26 protein-coding genes are annotated in these 14,206 nt (G+C 61.2%); all 26 read left to right on the forward strand.

Features of this window, described 5'->3' with window-relative positions:
- Positions 1-362 precede the first annotated feature (362 nt).
- The gene (gene rpsJ, locus A7D17_RS08225; RefSeq protein WP_003486723.1) at positions 363-674 is read left to right on the forward strand and encodes a 30S ribosomal protein S10; all 312 of its coding nucleotides are present in this window, start codon (positions 363-365) and stop codon (positions 672-674) included.
- Positions 675-685: 11 nt separating this feature from the next.
- Positions 686-1,336, forward strand: a complete 651-nt coding sequence (gene rplC, locus A7D17_RS08230) for a 50S ribosomal protein L3 (RefSeq protein ID WP_005993363.1) — start codon at positions 686-688, stop codon at positions 1,334-1,336.
- 12 nt (positions 1,337-1,348) lie between these two features.
- On the forward strand, positions 1,349-1,954 hold the full coding sequence (gene rplD / locus A7D17_RS08235) for a 50S ribosomal protein L4 (protein WP_010371054.1): 606 nt from the start codon (positions 1,349-1,351) through the stop codon (positions 1,952-1,954).
- A complete protein-coding gene (gene rplW / locus A7D17_RS08240; protein WP_002811694.1) occupies positions 1,951-2,250 on the forward strand; it encodes a 50S ribosomal protein L23 in 300 nt (99 codons plus the stop codon). Before rplD ends, rplW begins: the two co-directional genes overlap by 4 nt.
- A 10-nt stretch (positions 2,251-2,260) precedes the next feature.
- Entirely contained in the window at positions 2,261-3,088 is an 828-nt protein-coding gene (gene rplB, locus A7D17_RS08245) for a 50S ribosomal protein L2 (protein ID WP_003486715.1), read from the forward strand.
- Positions 3,089-3,094: 6 nt separating this feature from the next.
- On the forward strand, positions 3,095-3,364 hold the full coding sequence (gene rpsS / locus A7D17_RS08250) for a 30S ribosomal protein S19 (RefSeq protein ID WP_005993369.1): 270 nt from the start codon (positions 3,095-3,097) through the stop codon (positions 3,362-3,364).
- A gap of 12 nt (positions 3,365-3,376) precedes the next feature.
- Positions 3,377-3,712 (forward strand): 50S ribosomal protein L22, encoded by a 336-nt coding sequence (gene rplV / locus A7D17_RS08255; RefSeq protein ID WP_003486710.1) that lies wholly within the window; start codon positions 3,377-3,379, stop codon positions 3,710-3,712.
- Between the two features lie 17 nt (positions 3,713-3,729).
- Positions 3,730-4,464, forward strand: a complete 735-nt coding sequence (rpsC, locus tag A7D17_RS08260; protein WP_033898118.1) for a 30S ribosomal protein S3 — start codon at positions 3,730-3,732, stop codon at positions 4,462-4,464.
- A gap of 5 nt (positions 4,465-4,469) precedes the next feature.
- Positions 4,470-4,883 (forward strand): 50S ribosomal protein L16, encoded by a 414-nt coding sequence (gene rplP / locus A7D17_RS08265; protein WP_003486706.1) that lies wholly within the window; start codon positions 4,470-4,472, stop codon positions 4,881-4,883.
- Positions 4,883-5,068, forward strand: coding sequence for a 50S ribosomal protein L29 (rpmC, locus tag A7D17_RS08270; protein WP_003486703.1), 186 nt, complete (start codon positions 4,883-4,885; stop codon positions 5,066-5,068). Before rplP ends, rpmC begins: the two co-directional genes overlap by 1 nt.
- Before the next feature lie 11 nt (positions 5,069-5,079).
- A complete protein-coding gene (gene rpsQ, locus A7D17_RS08275) occupies positions 5,080-5,349 on the forward strand; it encodes a 30S ribosomal protein S17 (protein ID WP_064508652.1) in 270 nt (89 codons plus the stop codon).
- A gap of 14 nt (positions 5,350-5,363) precedes the next feature.
- A complete protein-coding gene (rplN, locus tag A7D17_RS08280) occupies positions 5,364-5,732 on the forward strand; it encodes a 50S ribosomal protein L14 (protein ID WP_003486699.1) in 369 nt (122 codons plus the stop codon).
- Between the two features lie 15 nt (positions 5,733-5,747).
- A complete protein-coding gene (gene rplX / locus A7D17_RS08285) occupies positions 5,748-6,065 on the forward strand; it encodes a 50S ribosomal protein L24 (RefSeq protein WP_003486696.1) in 318 nt (105 codons plus the stop codon).
- Positions 6,066-6,076: 11 nt separating this feature from the next.
- Positions 6,077-6,619, forward strand: a complete 543-nt coding sequence (gene rplE, locus A7D17_RS08290; RefSeq protein WP_064508653.1) for a 50S ribosomal protein L5 — start codon at positions 6,077-6,079, stop codon at positions 6,617-6,619.
- A gap of 18 nt (positions 6,620-6,637) precedes the next feature.
- On the forward strand, positions 6,638-6,943 hold the full coding sequence (rpsN, locus tag A7D17_RS08295) for a 30S ribosomal protein S14 (protein ID WP_005917137.1): 306 nt from the start codon (positions 6,638-6,640) through the stop codon (positions 6,941-6,943).
- A gap of 204 nt (positions 6,944-7,147) precedes the next feature.
- Positions 7,148-7,546 carry a 30S ribosomal protein S8 gene (rpsH, locus tag A7D17_RS08300; RefSeq protein ID WP_010371096.1) on the forward strand — a complete coding sequence of 133 codons (399 nt, stop codon included), beginning with the start codon at positions 7,148-7,150 and terminating at the stop codon, positions 7,544-7,546.
- Between the two features lie 15 nt (positions 7,547-7,561).
- The gene (gene rplF / locus A7D17_RS08305) at positions 7,562-8,089 is read left to right on the forward strand and encodes a 50S ribosomal protein L6 (RefSeq protein WP_064508654.1); all 528 of its coding nucleotides are present in this window, start codon (positions 7,562-7,564) and stop codon (positions 8,087-8,089) included.
- Between the two features lie 88 nt (positions 8,090-8,177).
- Positions 8,178-8,537, forward strand: a complete 360-nt coding sequence (rplR, locus tag A7D17_RS08310) for a 50S ribosomal protein L18 (protein WP_005993383.1) — start codon at positions 8,178-8,180, stop codon at positions 8,535-8,537.
- A 158-nt stretch (positions 8,538-8,695) separates the two neighbouring features.
- A complete protein-coding gene (rpsE, locus tag A7D17_RS08315; RefSeq protein WP_003486682.1) occupies positions 8,696-9,238 on the forward strand; it encodes a 30S ribosomal protein S5 in 543 nt (180 codons plus the stop codon).
- Positions 9,231-9,422 (forward strand): 50S ribosomal protein L30, encoded by a 192-nt coding sequence (gene rpmD / locus A7D17_RS08320; RefSeq protein ID WP_003486678.1) that lies wholly within the window; start codon positions 9,231-9,233, stop codon positions 9,420-9,422. The genes rpsE and rpmD overlap by 8 nt, the downstream gene beginning before the upstream one ends.
- 4 nt (positions 9,423-9,426) lie before the next feature.
- Positions 9,427-9,870, forward strand: a complete 444-nt coding sequence (gene rplO, locus A7D17_RS08325) for a 50S ribosomal protein L15 (RefSeq protein ID WP_039412803.1) — start codon at positions 9,427-9,429, stop codon at positions 9,868-9,870.
- 7 nt (positions 9,871-9,877) lie between these two features.
- On the forward strand, positions 9,878-11,242 hold the full coding sequence (secY, locus tag A7D17_RS08330) for a preprotein translocase subunit SecY (protein ID WP_008571664.1): 1,365 nt from the start codon (positions 9,878-9,880) through the stop codon (positions 11,240-11,242).
- Between the two features lie 332 nt (positions 11,243-11,574).
- Positions 11,575-11,931: a 30S ribosomal protein S13 gene (gene rpsM / locus A7D17_RS08335; protein ID WP_003486672.1), complete on the forward strand. Its 357-nt coding sequence runs from the start codon at positions 11,575-11,577 to the stop codon at positions 11,929-11,931.
- Between the two features lie 10 nt (positions 11,932-11,941).
- Positions 11,942-12,334, forward strand: a complete 393-nt coding sequence (gene rpsK, locus A7D17_RS08340; RefSeq protein WP_003486671.1) for a 30S ribosomal protein S11 — start codon at positions 11,942-11,944, stop codon at positions 12,332-12,334.
- 15 nt (positions 12,335-12,349) lie between these two features.
- Positions 12,350-12,976 (forward strand): 30S ribosomal protein S4, encoded by a 627-nt coding sequence (gene rpsD / locus A7D17_RS08345; RefSeq protein ID WP_002811641.1) that lies wholly within the window; start codon positions 12,350-12,352, stop codon positions 12,974-12,976.
- 53 nt (positions 12,977-13,029) lie between these two features.
- A complete protein-coding gene (locus A7D17_RS08350) occupies positions 13,030-14,028 on the forward strand; it encodes a DNA-directed RNA polymerase subunit alpha (protein ID WP_002811635.1) in 999 nt (332 codons plus the stop codon).
- Positions 14,029-14,206 lie beyond the last annotated feature (178 nt).

Genomic DNA, 14,206 nt, shown 5'->3' on the forward strand with positions numbered 1-14,206 from the left:
CCGCAAGTTTCTGGAAGTGGATGCTTGCACGCCGAAATCACGCCCGTTATAATGCGCGGCTCGGTGTCCCTGGGTAGGGCGCTGAGTTACAGCGAAAAGAACGGCAGGATGCCGCTCGTGTTCGCCAGACCGGGAAGGTCGCGTTGCATGGAGCACTCAACAACTCACACGTTGTTGACCGTGCTCTTGTTGCGCATTATACTTTTCCGTCTGGGTAGGCCGGTTTACCGGGCTGCCTCAGTTTTTGGGCGGAGGAATGCCCTCGTCAGCAGGATGCGCGGCGATTTCATCTACGCAGGAATATCGGGGCAGGTATCCCAGAGGCCTTGCCCGTCGCTCTTTTAACGAAGGAAGCTTCCGTCATGTCGGAACAAAAGATCCGGATTCGGTTGAAGGCGTTCGATCATCGTTTGATCGACCGTTCGGCCAGCGAGATCGTCGAAACGGCTAAGCGGACCGGCGCGCAAGTGCGTGGCCCGATCCCGTTGCCGACCAAGATCGAACGTTACACCATCCTCGTATCCCCGCATGCCGACAAGGATGCGCGTGACCAGTACGAAACCCGCACGCACAAGCGCGTGCTTGACATCGTCGACCCGAACGACAAGACCGTGGACGCGCTGATGAAGCTCGAACTCGCGGCTGGCGTCGACGTACAGATCAAGTTGACCTGAGGACTACGACCATGACGAAGAAATATTCGTTGGGCTTCGTGGGCCGCAAGGCTGGCATGAGCCGCGTCTTCACTGAAGACGGCCGCTCGGTGCCGGTTACGCTGATCGAAGCAACTCCGAACCGCATCGCGCAGATCAAGACCGTCGAAACCGACGGCTACAGCGCTGTGCAGATTACCGTTGGCGCCCGTCGTGCCGCGCTGGTCAACAAGCCGGCTGCAGGCCACTTCGCCAAGGCGAAGGTGGAAGCGGGTCGCGGCCTGTGGGAATTCCGCGTTGAAGACGCACAGCTCGGCGATTTCGCCGTCGGTGGCGAAATCAAGGCGGACATCTTCGAGGTCGGCCAGAAGGTCGACGTCCAGGGCGTCACCAAGGGTAAGGGTTTCCAGGGCACCATCAAGCGCTACAACTTCCGTATGGGCGACGCAACCCACGGTAACTCGCTGTCGCATCGCGCGCCGGGTTCGCTGGGTCAGCGCCAGACGCCGGGTCGCGTTTTCCCGGGTAAGAAGATGTCGGGCCACATGGGCGCCGTGCAGCAAAGCACGCAGAACCTGGAAGTGGTCAAGGTCGACGTCGAGCGTGGTCTGATTGCTATCCGCGGCGCCGTGCCTGGCGCAGCTGGTGGCGACGTGATCGTCCGTCCGGCGAGCAAGGCATAAGGAGAGATGACGATGGAACTCGTTATCACGGGTAGCAACAACAAGGTCTCGGTCTCCGATGCCGTGTTCGGTCGCGAATTCAGCGAAGATCTGGTTCACCAGGTCGTCGTCGCTTATCGCAACGCCGGTCGCGCCGGTACCAAGGCACAGAAGACGCGTTCGGAAGTTGCGGGCACGACCAAGAAGTCGAAGAAGCAAAAGGGCGGCGGTGCGCGTCATGGCGCGCTGACGGCTCCGATCTTCGTCGGCGGCGGCGTGACCTTCGCGGCCAAGCCGCGCAGCTTCGAGCAGAAGGTCAACCGCAAGATGTACCGCGCGGCCATCTGCGCGATCTTCTCCGAGTTGAACCGTCAGGGTCGTCTGATGATCGTCGACGCGTTCGACCTCGAAGCGACCAAGACCAAGGGTTTGATCGAGAAGCTGAAGGGGCTGGATGTGGGCAAGCGCCCGCTGATCGTCACCGAAGAAGCCTCCGAGCACCTGTATCTGTCCGCCCGCAATCTGCCGTATGTGCAGGTGCGTGATGTGCAGGGTCTGGATCCGGTCGCTCTGGTCGGGGCCGATACGGTCGTGATCACCGCCGATGCGGTCAAGAAGGTCGAGGAGTGGCTGGCATGAGCAGCAACGAAAAAATCTTCAGCGTGCTGCGTGCTCCGCGAGTCTCCGAAAAGACCGCGCGCCTGCAGGAAATCTCCAACCAGTATGTCTTCGAAGTTTCGAACGAAGCCACCAAGGCCGATGTAAAGGCCGCGGTTGAGCAGCTGTTCGACGTCAAGGTCAAGGCAGTCAACGTGGTCAACGTCAAGGGCAAGAGCAAGTCCTTCCGTAACCGTGCTGGCAGCCGTGGCAATTGGCGCAAGGCGTACGTCCGCCTGGTCGATGGTCAGTCCATCGACGTAACGGCCAAGGCCTGAGGTCCATCCCATGCCATTGATGAAGTTCAAACCCACCTCTCCCGGCCGTCGTTCCGCCGTGCGCGTGGTTACTCCCGATCTGCACAAGGGCGCACCGCACGCGGCGCTGCTCGACTCGCAGAGCAAGTCCGGTGGTCGTAACCACCATGGCCGCATCACCGTGCGTCACGTCGGTGGTGGCCACAAGCAGCACTACCGCATCATCGACTTCAAGCGCAACAAGGAAGGCATTCCAGCGCGTGTGGAGCGGATCGAATACGATCCGAACCGTACCGCCCATATCGCCCTGCTGTGCTATGTCGACGGTGAGCGCCGCTACATCATCGCCCCGAAGGGCCTGAAGGCTGGCGACCAGGTCATTGCCGGTGCCAATGCACCGATCAAGACCGGCAACACGCTGCCGCTGCGCAACATCCCGGTCGGTACGACGGTTCACGGTATCGAGCTGAAGCCGGGTAAGGGCGCTCAGATCGCACGTGCTGCCGGTGCAGCCGTCCAGTTGGTCGCTCGCGAAGGCATCTATGCCACGCTGCGCCTGCGCTCGGGCGAAATGCGCAAGGTGCCGGTCGAGTGCCGCGCCACTATCGGCGAAGTCGGCAACGACGAGCACAACCTCGAGAAGTTGGGCAAGGCCGGCGCCAAGCGTTGGCGCGGTGTTCGCCCGACCGTTCGCGGTGCGGCCATGAACCCGGTCGATCACCCGCACGGTGGTGGTGAAGCGAAGGCTGGCCAGGGTAATCCGCATCCGGTCACCCCGTGGGGTGTTCCGACCAAGGGTTACAAGACGCGCAAGAACAAGCGCACCCAGCAGTTCATCGTCCGCGATCGTAGGGGCTAATCGACCATGGCACGTTCACTTAAGAAGGGCCCGTTCGTCGATCACCACCTTGCAAAGAAGGTGGAGTCCGCTGCGGGTAGCAAGAAGCCGATCAAGACCTGGTCGCGCCGTTCGATGATCCTGCCCGAAATGGTAGGCATCACCATCGCCGTGCATAACGGCAAGAACCACATTCCGGTGCTCGTCAACGAGAATATGGTCGGCCACAAGCTCGGCGAATTTGCCGTCACCCGGACCTTCAAGGGTCACGGTGGCGACAAGAAGTCGAGCAGGTAAGGAGAGATGACGATGGAAGCGAAAGCAATCCTGCGCACCGCGCGCATCTCCCCGCAGAAGGCCCGCCTGGTCGCTGACCAGGTGCGTGGTTTGTCCGCCGAGCGTGCGGTCAATCTGCTGAAGTTCTCGGACAAGAAGGCTGCACACCTGATCAAAAAGGTGGTGGAGTCGGCGATCGCCAATGCCGAGAACAATCAGGGCGCGGATGTCGACGAGCTGAAGGTCAAGACCATCATGGTTGATGAAGGTCCCTCCCTGAAGCGTTTCATGGCGCGGGCGAAAGGCCGCGGTACCCGCATCCTCAAGCGCACCAGCCACATCACTGTGGTTGTGGGCGCCGCCAAGTAAGCGGAAAGGAAAAGACCATGGGTCATAAAGTTCATCCGACTGGAATCCGCCTCGGCATCGCCAAGGACTGGAATTCCAAGTGGTACGCAAACAAGGCCGAGTTCGCCGGTTATCTGGCTGCCGACCTGAAAGTGCGTGAAATGCTGCGCAAGAAGCTCGCGCAGGCAGGTATCAGCAAGATCTTGATCGAGCGCCCTGCCAAAACCGCCCGCGTGACCATTCACACCGCCCGTCCGGGCGTGGTGATCGGCAAGCGTGGCGAGGACATCGAAAAGCTGCGTAAGGAAGTGAGCGAGCTGATGGGCGTTCCGGCGCACATCAACGTCACCGAAGTGCGCAAGCCGGAGCTGGACGCGCAGCTGGTCGCCGAGTCGATCGCGCAGCAGCTGGAGCGTCGCATCATGTTCCGCCGCGCAATGAAGCGCTCGGTCGGTAACGCGATGCGCCTGGGTGCCCTGGGCATCAAGGTCAACGTCGCTGGCCGCCTCAACGGTGCAGAAATCGCCCGTTCGGAGTGGTACCGCGAAGGCCGCGTGCCGCTGCACACGCTACGTGCCGACATTGATTACGGTTTTGCCGAGGCGTCCACGACGTACGGCATCATCGGTATCAAGGTCTGGATCTATAAGGGCGAAGTCTTCGACTTCTCTCAGGTTGGCCAGGAAAAGCAGGACGACAGCCCGCGCAACGATCGTAACGATCGCGGCGACCGTGGTGACCGCCCGTCGCGCCCGGCTCGTGAAGCGAGGTAACGGCAATGTTGCAACCCAAGCGAACCAAATATCGCAAGATGCACAAGGGCCGTAACGACGGCCTGGCATGGAGCGGAAACGCCGTCAGCTTCGGCGAATACGGCCTCAAGGCCACCGCGCACGGTCAGCTGACCGCGCGTCAGATTGAAGCAGCACGCCGCACGATCAGCCGCCACGTCAAGAAGGGCGGCAAGATGTGGATCCGTGTGTTCCCCGACAAGCCGATCACCAAGAAGCCGATCGAAGTCCGCATGGGCTCCGGTAAGGGCAACGTGGAGTACTGGGTCGCGCAGATTCAGCCGGGCCGCATGATCTATGAAATCGAGGGGATCCCCGAAGAGACTGCACGTGAGGCGTTCCGCCTTGCCGCCGCCAAGCTCTCGGTGACCACCACTTTCGTGACCCGGACGGTGCGCTGATGGATATCAAACAACTCCGCGAAAAGTCGGCTGACGAACTGAAGGCCCACCTGACCGATCTGCGTAAGGAGCAGTTCTCGCTCCGCATGCAGCAGGTCACCGGCCAGCTGCCGAAGACCCACGAAACCCGCCGGGTGCGCCGCGAGATTGCTCGCGTCAAGCACCTGCTCGGCAGCACCAAGTAAGGACGGCCGCGATGAGCGACAACAACGAAAAGCAAACGCTGCGCACGGTCGAAGGCCGTGTCGTCAGCAACAAGATGGACAAGACGGTCACCGTGTTGGTGGAGCGCCAGGTCAAGCATGCTCTGTACGGCAAGTACATCAAGCGTTCGACCAAGCTGCACGCACACGATGCCGACAACGCCTGCAACGAAGGCGATGTCGTGCGCGTGACCGAGATTGCTCCGATATCCAAGACCAAGAACTGGCGGGTGGTCGAAATCGTCACCCGTTCGGCCGAATAAGGGAGATCTGAATCATGATCCAGATGCAGAGCTACCTCGATGTCGCCGACAATTCGGGTGCCAAGGAAGTGATGTGCATCAAGGTGCTGGGCGGCTCAAAGCGCCGCTACGCACACATTGGCGACATCATCAAGGTGACCGTCAAGGACGCCATTCCGCGTGGCAAGGTCAAGAAGGGCGAAGTCTACGACGCCGTCGTGGTGCGTACCCGCAAGGGTGTGCGCCGTCCCGACGGTTCGCTGATCCGCTTCGACGGCAATGCCGCTGTGCTGTTGAACAACAAGCAGGAGCCGATCGGTACCCGCATCTTCGGGCCTGTGACGCGCGAGCTGCGTTCCGAGAAGTTCATGAAGATCGTCTCGCTCGCTCCCGAAGTGCTGTGAGCGGAGGACATACACATGGCTAACCGTATCAAGAAGGGCGACCAGGTCGTCATCAACACCGGCAAGGACAAGGGTAAGCAGGGTGAAGTGGTGCGTGTGGACGGCGATCGCGTGATCGTCTCCAACGCCAACGTCATCAAGCGCCACACCAAGCCGAACCCGCAGGCGGGTGTCGCCGGCGGCGTGGTCGAGCGTGAAGCGTCGATCCATATCTCCAACGTCAATATCGTCAACCCGGCAACGGGCAAGGGCGAGCGCGTTGGCTTCAAGGTGCTGGAGGATGGACGCAAATTGCGTGTGTTCCGCTCCAGCGGTGAGGCGCTCGACGCCTGAGGAATGAGATCATGAATACGCGTCTCGAAAAGTTTTACAAGGAAAACGTGGTGCCGGCCCTGATGAAGGAATTCGGCTACACCAATCCGATGGAAGTGCCGAGGCTGGTCAAGGTCACGCTCAACATGGGCGTGGGCGAAGCGGCTACCAACAAGAAGATTCTGGAAAATGCGGTCGCCGACATGTCCAAGATCTCCGGCCAGAAGCCGGTGGTCACCAAGTCGCGCGTTTCGGTCGCATCGTTCAAGATTCGTGACGGTTGGCCGATCGGCTGCAAGACCACCTTGCGTCGCGCCAAGATGTACGAGTTCCTGGATCGCCTGATCAACATCTCGTTGCCGCGCGTGCGCGACTTCCGTGGTGTGTCCGGTCGCTCCTTCGACGGTCGTGGCAACTTCAACATGGGTGTGAAGGAACAGATCATCTTCCCGGAAATCGACTTCGACGCCGTCGACGCGATCCGCGGTATGGATATCGCCATCACCACCACCGCCAAGACGGATGCGGAAGCGAAGGCGCTGCTGGCAGCGTTCAAGTTCCCGTTCCGTAACTGACCATAGAGGACACCCGAAATGGCAAAGACCTCCATGATCCACCGCGACATCAAGCGTGCAAAGCTGGCGAAGAAATTTGCCGGCAAGCGTGATGCGCTGAAGAAGATCCTCTCCAGCCAGGATGCGTCCTACGAAGAGAAGATCGATGCGTCGACCAAGTTGCAGAAGCTGCCGCGCGATTCGTCGCCGAGCCGCCACCGCAACCGTTGCGAACTGTCCGGTCGTCCGCGCGGTGTCTACCGCAAGTTCGGTCTGGGTCGCAACATGCTGCGCAAAGCCACGATGAACGGCGACGTTCCGGGCCTGCGCAAGGCAAGCTGGTAACAGCATTCCGGCCGCTCGCGGCCGGTCTGGACAGGTTTGTTCTGTTCAACAAGGGAGTCCGACGCAAGTCGGGCTCTTTTGTCGTATACTTCCGCTTCTGTCTTGCCCGTATGGGCCTGGCAAGGTGTCAAGGGTCCTGGCCCGTCCCCAGGAAAACACAAGATTTTCGCGAAAGCGGATATCGGTGCACTCAAAGGTACTCATATGAGCATGACTGATCCCATCGCCGACCTGCTGGTTCGCATCAAGAATGCGGCAGCGGTTGGTAAGCAGACGGTGAAATTGCCGTCGTCCAAGATCAAGGTTGCGATCGCCCAAGTCCTGAAGGACGAGGGTTACATCACCGACCTGCGCGTTACGGCCACCGAAAACAACAAATCGGAGCTGGAAATCGTGCTGAAGTATTTCGAAGGCCGTCCGGTCATCGAGACCCTGAAGCGTTTTTCGCGCTCGGGTCTGCGTCAGTACCGCGGTAAGACCGAGCTGCCCAAGGTCCTGGGTGGCCTGGGTATCGCCATCATCTCCACGTCGAAGGGCATCATGACCGATGCGCAGGCTCGCGAAGCCGGCGTTGGTGGTGAAGTTCTGTGCTTCGTGGCCTAAGGGAAGGAATCGAACATGTCCCGTGTAGCCAAGAAGCCTGTGTCCCTTCCGAAGGGTGTTGAACTCAACGTCCAGCCTGAGCTGGTCAGCGTCAAGGGCCCGAAGGGCACGTTGACCCTGCCCAAGCCGAACGGTGTGGAAATCGCCGTCGATGGCGACGTTGCCACCCTGTCGGCCAATGATCCTTCGCAGATCGCCATCACCGGCACCGTGCGCGCCATCCTGGCCAATATGGTCAAGGGCGTGTCCGAAGGCTTCGAGCGCAAGCTCGAGCTGGTCGGCGTCGGTTACCGTGCTGCCATGCAGGGCAAGGACCTGAGCCTGGCGCTCGGTTTCTCGCACCCGCTGGTGTTCGTGGCGCCGGAAGGCATCACGCTGTCGACCCCGAGCCAGACCGAAATCGTGGTCCAGGGCGCCGACAAGCAGCGCGTCGGCGAAGTCGCCGCCAAGATCCGCGGTTTCCGTCCGCCGGAGCCCTACAAGGGCAAGGGTGTGAAGTACGCCGGTGAAGTCATCATTCGCAAGGAAGCCAAGAAGGCCTAATGGCGAGTCCCTCGCAAGAGCCCGCCCATCCATGTGCGGACTTTTGACAGGAGCGCGCTTTCCCTTCAGCTTTCGTAGGATAAATATCATGAGCATCAACAAGAACATCGCCCGCCTGCGTCGCGCCAAGTCGACCCGTGCACACATCCGCGAGCTGGGCGTCGCGCGTCTGTCGGTGCTGCGCACCGGTCAGCACCTGTATGCCCAGGTGTTCACTGCCGATGGTTCCAAGGTGATCGCTGCGGCGAACACCCTGCAGGCCGACGTCAAGGATGGCCTGAAGAACGGCAAGAACAGCGATGCGGCCGTCAAGGTCGGCAAGCTGATCGCCGAGCGCGCCAAGGCTGCGGGCATCGAGAAGGTTGCATTCGACCGCTCGGGCTACCGTTACCACGGCCGCATCAAGGCGCTGGCCGATGCAGCGCGCGAAGGCGGCCTGCAGTTCTAAGTACTGCTGCAAGGGTGGCGTCATGCCGCCCTTGCGTTCCGCCGGCAGGGTAGAAGCCGGACCGACCCGTTCTTTTGCAGCGGCATCGGGAACACCGCGTCACTCCACAACCATAAGCGGCTCCGAGCCGTACATACTCAATCAATCAAGGAATCAAGATGGCAGAAGAACGTGCACCGCGGGGTCGTGATCGCGACCGTAACCGCGAAGAGAAAGTCGACGATGGCATGATCGAGAAGCTGGTCGCGGTCAACCGCGTCAGCAAGACGGTCAAGGGCGGTCGCCAGTTCACCTTCACCGCGCTGACCGTGGTCGGCGATGGTCTGGGCAAGGTCGGTTTCGGTTATGGCAAGGCGCGCGAAGTGCCGGTCGCCATCCAGAAGTCGATGGAGCAGGCGCGCAAGAACCTGGCCACTGTGGATCTGAACAACGGCACCCTGTGGCATGCGGTCAAGTCCGGCCACGGCGCCGCACGCGTGTACATGCAGCCGGCTTCCGAAGGTACCGGCGTCATTGCCGGCGGTGCGATGCGCGCCGTGCTCGAAGCGGTTGGCGTGAAGAACGTGCTCGCCAAGGCTGTTGGTTCGCGTAATCCGATCAACCTGGTCCGTGCCACCCTGAAGGGTCTGTCTGAAGTGCAGTCGCCGGCGCGTGTTGCGGCCAAGCGCGGCAAGAAGGTGGAGGAGCTCAACCATGGCTAAGGACACCAACAAGACCGTGAAGGTGCGCCTGGTGCGTGGCCTGCGTGGAACCCAGTCGCGTCACCGCCTGTCGGTGCGTGCGTTGGGCCTGAATAAGCTCAACGATGTGCGTGAACTGAAGGACAGCCCGCAGGTGCGTGGCCTGATCAATACGGTTCACTACCTCGTCAAGGTTGAGGAGTAATCCAATGACTCTGCGTCTTAATGACCTCAAGCCGGCCGACGGCGCCCGTACCGAGCGCACCCGCGTCGGTCGTGGTATCGGTTCGGGCCTCGGCAAGACCGCTGGTCGCGGTCACAAGGGTTCGTTTGCCCGTAAGGGTGGCGGCAAGATCAAGGCCGGCTTCGAAGGCGGCCAGACCCCGATGCAGCGCCGTCTGCCGAAGATCGGTTTCCGCTCCAAGATGGCGCGCGATACCGCTGAAGTGTTGTCCTACCAGCTGGACAAGCTGGAAGCCGGTGATGTCGACTTTGCAGCGCTGCGTGCGGCCAACCTGGTCCCGAGCCGCGCCAAGAAGGCGAAGATCGTGCTGAAGGGCGAGCTGAGCAAGAAGTTTGTGCTGAAGGGCGTTGCGGCGACCGCAGGCGCCAAGGCAGCAATCGAAGCTGCCGGCGGCAGCGTAGAGGAGTAATCGGCAGATGGCGCAGGCTGGCATTGGTAACCTCGGTGGCGGGCTCGGCAAGTTCACGGAACTTCGCCAGCGGCTACTGTTCGTCCTCGGGGCATTGATCGTCTATCGCATCGGCTGCTATGTGCCGGTGCCGGGCGTCAATCCCGATGCCATGCTTTCGTTGATGCAGGCGCAGGGTGGCGGCATCGTGGACATGTTCAACATGTTCTCGGGCGGCGCCCTGCACCGTTTCAGTATTTTTGCGTTGAACGTGATGCCGTATATCTCGGCATCGATCGTGATCCAGTTGGCCACGCACATCTTTCCCGCCCTCAAGGCGATGCAGAAGGAAGGCGAGTCGGGCCGACGCAAGATCACCCAATATTCGCGCATCGGTGCGGTGTTGCTGGCGGTGGTGCAGGGCGGCAGTATCGCGCTTGCACTGCAGAACCAGACCGCCCCGGGCGGCGCTCCGGTGGTGTATGCACCGGGCATGGGCTTCGTGCTTACCGCAGTGATCGCCCTGACGGCTGGCACCATCTTCCTGATGTGGGTGGGCGAGCAGGTCACCGAGCGTGGCATCGGCAACGGTGTGTCGTTGATCATCTTCGCCGGCATCGTCGCAGGCCTTCCGTCGGCAGCGATCCAAACCGTTGAAGCGTTCCGCGAAGGCAACCTCAGCTTCATTTCGCTGTTGCTGATCGTCATCACGATTCTGGCATTTACGCTGTTCGTGGTGTTCGTCGAGCGTGGGCAGCGACGCATCACGGTCAATTACGCGCGCCGTCAGGGCGGTCGCAATGCGTACATGAACCAGACCTCGTTCCTGCCGCTCAAGCTCAACATGGCTGGCGTGATTCCGCCGATCTTTGCGTCCAGCATCCTGGCCTTCCCGGCGACGCTGTCGATGTGGTCGGGTCAGGCGGCATCGGGTGGAGTGGGGTCGTGGCTGCAGAAGATCGCCAACGCGCTTGGGCCCGGTGAGCCGGTGCACATGCTGGTTTTCGCTGCACTGATTATTGGCTTTGCGTTCTTCTACACCGCGCTGGTGTTCAACTCGCAGGAAACCGCCGACAACCTCAAGAAGTCGGGCGCGCTGATTCCGGGTATCCGTCCGGGAAAGGCGACCGCCGACTACGTGGACGGTGTGCTGACTCGCCTGACCGCGGCCGGTTCGTTGTACCTGGTCATCGTCTGCTTGCTGCCGGAAATCATGCGCACGCAGCTCGGTACCTCGTTCCATTTCGGTGGCACCTCGCTGTTGATCGCGGTGGTGGTGGTGATGGACTTCATTGCGCAGATCCAGGCGCATCTGATGTCGCACCAGTATGAGAGCTTGCTGAAGAAGGCCAACCTGAAGGGTGGGTCACGCGGCGGTCTTGCGCGCGGTTAAGTGGTACACTAGATCTTCATTACGTGAAGACGGCCTGGTTCCCGGGCCACGATCTTCCGATCAGAAGGGCGGCTCGCGCGACGTCTCGCGCGCGGGTGTGACGGGGTGGTCCTGTGCGGGAGTAGCACAGGCGATTCGGAGAAGTTTTCTGGATCAACACCGTCCGGCGCCGGAGCGAGGGCACACTCCCCACGCCGGGTCCATGGAACCTTTGGTCCCACGGGCTTCAAAGCAATCCGAGGCCTTGCTATAATTCCGAGTTCACTTTTGATCCATCCTGCCGGATGGCGCCTGGGCGCTGTCGGGCCATCACTCAGTTGGAGAATCGCGTCATGGCGCGTATTGCAGGCGTCAACCTGCCAGCCCAGAAGCACGTCTGGGTCGGGTTGCAAAGCATCTACGGCATCGGCCGTACCCGTTCGAAGAAGCTCTGCGAATCCGCAGGCGTTACCTCGACCACGAAGATTCGTGATCTGTCCGAACCCGAAATCGAGCGCCTGCGCGCCGAAGTCGGCAAGTATGTCGTCGAAGGCGACCTGCGCCGCGAAATCGGTATCGCGATCAAGCGACTGATGGACCTGGGCTGCTATCGCGGTCTGCGTCATCGCCGTGGTCTCCCGCTGCGTGGTCAGCGCACCCGTACCAACGCCCGCACCCGCAAGGGTCCGCGCAAGGCGATCAGGAAGTAAGGGATAGATCATGGCCAAGCCAGCAGAAAAGAAAACGAAGAAGAAGATCAAGCGCGTCATCACTGACGGCGTCGCTCACGTCCACGCTTCGTTCAACAACACCATCGTCACCATCACCGATCGCCAGGGCAATGCGCTGTCGTGGGCTACGTCCGGCGGCGCCGGTTTCCGTGGCTCGCGCAAGTCCACCCCGTTCGCTGCTCAGGTTGCCGCCGAAAAGGCTGGCCGCGCTGCGCTCGACTACGGCGTGAAGTCGCTGGAAGTACGTATCAAGGGTCCGGGTCCGGGCCGTGAGTCGGCCGTGCGTTCGTTGAACAACGTGGGCTACAAGATCACCAACATCATCGACGTGACGCCAATCCCGCACAACGGGTGCCGTCCGCCGAAGAAGCGTCGCGTCTAAAGGGAGCGATAAGAAATGGCTCGTTATATCGGTCCTACCTGTAAGCTCGCCCGCCGCGAAGGCGCCGACCTTTCCCTCAAGAGCCCGGCGCGTGCGCTGGACTCCAAGTGCAAGCTTGAGCAGAAGCCCGGCCAGCACGGCGCGGCTCGCAAGGGCAAGCTCTCCGACTACGCCACCCAGCTGCGCGAAAAGCAGAAGGTCAAGCGTATCTACGGTCTGCTGGAACGCCAGTTCCGCAACTACTACAAGAAGGCCTCGACCAAGAAGGGCAACACCGGCGAGAACCTGCTGCAGTTGCTGGAAACCCGTCTGGACAACGTCTGCTACCGCATGGGCTTTGCCGTCACCCGTCCGGCCGCGCGCCAGCTGGTGTCGCACCGTGGCGTGCTGGTCAATGGCAAGTCGGTGAATCTGGCCTCGTACCAGATCAAGGCTGGCGATGCGATCACGCTGTCGGAAAAGGCACAGAAGCAACTCCGCGTGCAGGAAGCCCTGACCGTGGCTGAGCAGCACGACATGACGCCGTCGTGGGTTGAAGTCGATTCGAAGAAGTTCAGCGGCGTGTTCAAGGCCGTGCCGGATCGCGCTGACCTGCCTTCGGATATCAACGAAGCGCTGATCGTCGAGTTGTATTCGAAGTAATTCACATTGGAGAGCCTCCGGCACTGCCGGAGGTTCGCAGGAGACCCCGCAACATGACGGTTACCGCCAACCAGGTTCTGCGCCCTCGTGGTCCGCAGATCGAACGTCTTACCGACAACCGTGCCAAGGTCGTGATCGAGCCCTTGGAGCGCGGTTACGGGCACACGCTGGGCAATGCCCTGCGTCGTGTGCTGTTGTCGTCGATCCCCGGTTTTGCGATCACCGAGGTCGAAATCGACGGCGTGCTGCACGAGTACACCACGGTCGAGGGTTTGCAGGAAGACGTGCTGGACGTCCTGCTCAACCTGAAAGACGTGGCCATTCGCATGCACAGTGGCGACAGCGCGACGCTGTCGTTGTCCAAGCAGGGTCCGGGCACGGTCACTGCGGCCGACATCAGGACCGATCACAACGTTGAGATCATCAACGGCGACCACGTGATCTGCCACCTGACCAAGGACACCGCGCTGAACATGCGCCTGAAGATCGAGCGTGGGTTCGGCTACCAGCCGGCTGCTGCGCGTCGTCGTCCGGACGAAGAGACCCGTACCATCGGTCGTCTGATGCTGGATGCGTCGTTCTCGCCGGTGCGTCGCGTTGCCTACGCCGTGGAAGCTGCGCGCGTCGAACAGCGTACCGACCTCGACAAGCTGGTCATCGATATCGAAACCAACGGCACGATCGATGCCGAGGAAGCCGTGCGCACCGCCGCCGACATCCTCAGCGATCAGCTGTCGGTGTTCGGTGACTTCACTCACCGCGATCGCGGTGCGGCCAAGCCGGCTGCCAGCGGCGTGGATCCGGTGCTGCTGCGCCCGATCGACGACCTCGAGCTGACCGTGCGTTCGGCCAACTGCCTGAAGGCGGAGAGCATCTACTACATCGGCGATCTGATCCAGAAGACCGAAGTGGAGCTGCTCAAGACCCCGAACCTGGGCAAGAAGTCGCTGACCGAAATCAAGGAAGTGCTGGCACAGCGCGGCCTTGCACTGGGCATGAAACTGGAGAACTGGCCGCCGGCCGGTGTCGCCCAGCACGGCATGCTTGGTTAATGCTTCACCGCATGGGCGTCTTCGGGCGCCCATGCCGTTTTCCTCATCGACGGGCCAAAGCCCGCGGTGACACCCGGTCGAAGGACGGCCGGTTCGGACCAACCGCAGTCCATTCAACAGCGCCAGGATGGCGACAACGTCTCCCAGTAGTCTCAACATTCCTTAGGAAATCACACTC

The organism is Xanthomonas floridensis, from assembly GCF_001642575.1.
Taxonomy (GTDB): domain Bacteria; phylum Pseudomonadota; class Gammaproteobacteria; order Xanthomonadales; family Xanthomonadaceae; genus Xanthomonas; species Xanthomonas floridensis.

Bases quoted from the DNA above. Each gene is read 5' to 3' on its own strand.
- rpsJ (WP_003486723.1), top strand. From the start codon at position 363: ATGTCGGAACAAAAGATCCGGATTCGGTTGAAGGCGTTCGATCATCGT.
- rplC (WP_005993363.1), top strand. From the start codon at position 686: ATGACGAAGAAATATTCGTTGGGCTTCGTGGGCCGCAAGGCTGGCATG.
- rplD (WP_010371054.1), top strand. From the start codon at position 1,349: ATGGAACTCGTTATCACGGGTAGCAACAACAAGGTCTCGGTCTCCGAT.
- rplW (WP_002811694.1), top strand. From the start codon at position 1,951: ATGAGCAGCAACGAAAAAATCTTCAGCGTGCTGCGTGCTCCGCGAGTC.
- rplB (WP_003486715.1), top strand. From the start codon at position 2,261: ATGCCATTGATGAAGTTCAAACCCACCTCTCCCGGCCGTCGTTCCGCC.
- rpsS (WP_005993369.1), top strand. From the start codon at position 3,095: ATGGCACGTTCACTTAAGAAGGGCCCGTTCGTCGATCACCACCTTGCA.
- rplV (WP_003486710.1), top strand. From the start codon at position 3,377: ATGGAAGCGAAAGCAATCCTGCGCACCGCGCGCATCTCCCCGCAGAAG.
- rpsC (WP_033898118.1), top strand. From the start codon at position 3,730: ATGGGTCATAAAGTTCATCCGACTGGAATCCGCCTCGGCATCGCCAAG.
- rplP (WP_003486706.1), top strand. From the start codon at position 4,470: ATGTTGCAACCCAAGCGAACCAAATATCGCAAGATGCACAAGGGCCGT.
- rpmC (WP_003486703.1), top strand. From the start codon at position 4,883: ATGGATATCAAACAACTCCGCGAAAAGTCGGCTGACGAACTGAAGGCC.
- rpsQ (WP_064508652.1), top strand. From the start codon at position 5,080: ATGAGCGACAACAACGAAAAGCAAACGCTGCGCACGGTCGAAGGCCGT.
- rplN (WP_003486699.1), top strand. From the start codon at position 5,364: ATGATCCAGATGCAGAGCTACCTCGATGTCGCCGACAATTCGGGTGCC.
- rplX (WP_003486696.1), top strand. From the start codon at position 5,748: ATGGCTAACCGTATCAAGAAGGGCGACCAGGTCGTCATCAACACCGGC.
- rplE (WP_064508653.1), top strand. From the start codon at position 6,077: ATGAATACGCGTCTCGAAAAGTTTTACAAGGAAAACGTGGTGCCGGCC.
- rpsN (WP_005917137.1), top strand. From the start codon at position 6,638: ATGGCAAAGACCTCCATGATCCACCGCGACATCAAGCGTGCAAAGCTG.
- rpsH (WP_010371096.1), top strand. From the start codon at position 7,148: ATGAGCATGACTGATCCCATCGCCGACCTGCTGGTTCGCATCAAGAAT.
- rplF (WP_064508654.1), top strand. From the start codon at position 7,562: ATGTCCCGTGTAGCCAAGAAGCCTGTGTCCCTTCCGAAGGGTGTTGAA.
- rplR (WP_005993383.1), top strand. From the start codon at position 8,178: ATGAGCATCAACAAGAACATCGCCCGCCTGCGTCGCGCCAAGTCGACC.
- rpsE (WP_003486682.1), top strand. From the start codon at position 8,696: ATGGCAGAAGAACGTGCACCGCGGGGTCGTGATCGCGACCGTAACCGC.
- rpmD (WP_003486678.1), top strand. From the start codon at position 9,231: ATGGCTAAGGACACCAACAAGACCGTGAAGGTGCGCCTGGTGCGTGGC.
- rplO (WP_039412803.1), top strand. From the start codon at position 9,427: ATGACTCTGCGTCTTAATGACCTCAAGCCGGCCGACGGCGCCCGTACC.
- secY (WP_008571664.1), top strand. From the start codon at position 9,878: ATGGCGCAGGCTGGCATTGGTAACCTCGGTGGCGGGCTCGGCAAGTTC.
- rpsM (WP_003486672.1), top strand. From the start codon at position 11,575: ATGGCGCGTATTGCAGGCGTCAACCTGCCAGCCCAGAAGCACGTCTGG.
- rpsK (WP_003486671.1), top strand. From the start codon at position 11,942: ATGGCCAAGCCAGCAGAAAAGAAAACGAAGAAGAAGATCAAGCGCGTC.
- rpsD (WP_002811641.1), top strand. From the start codon at position 12,350: ATGGCTCGTTATATCGGTCCTACCTGTAAGCTCGCCCGCCGCGAAGGC.
- A7D17_RS08350 (WP_002811635.1), top strand. From the start codon at position 13,030: ATGACGGTTACCGCCAACCAGGTTCTGCGCCCTCGTGGTCCGCAGATC.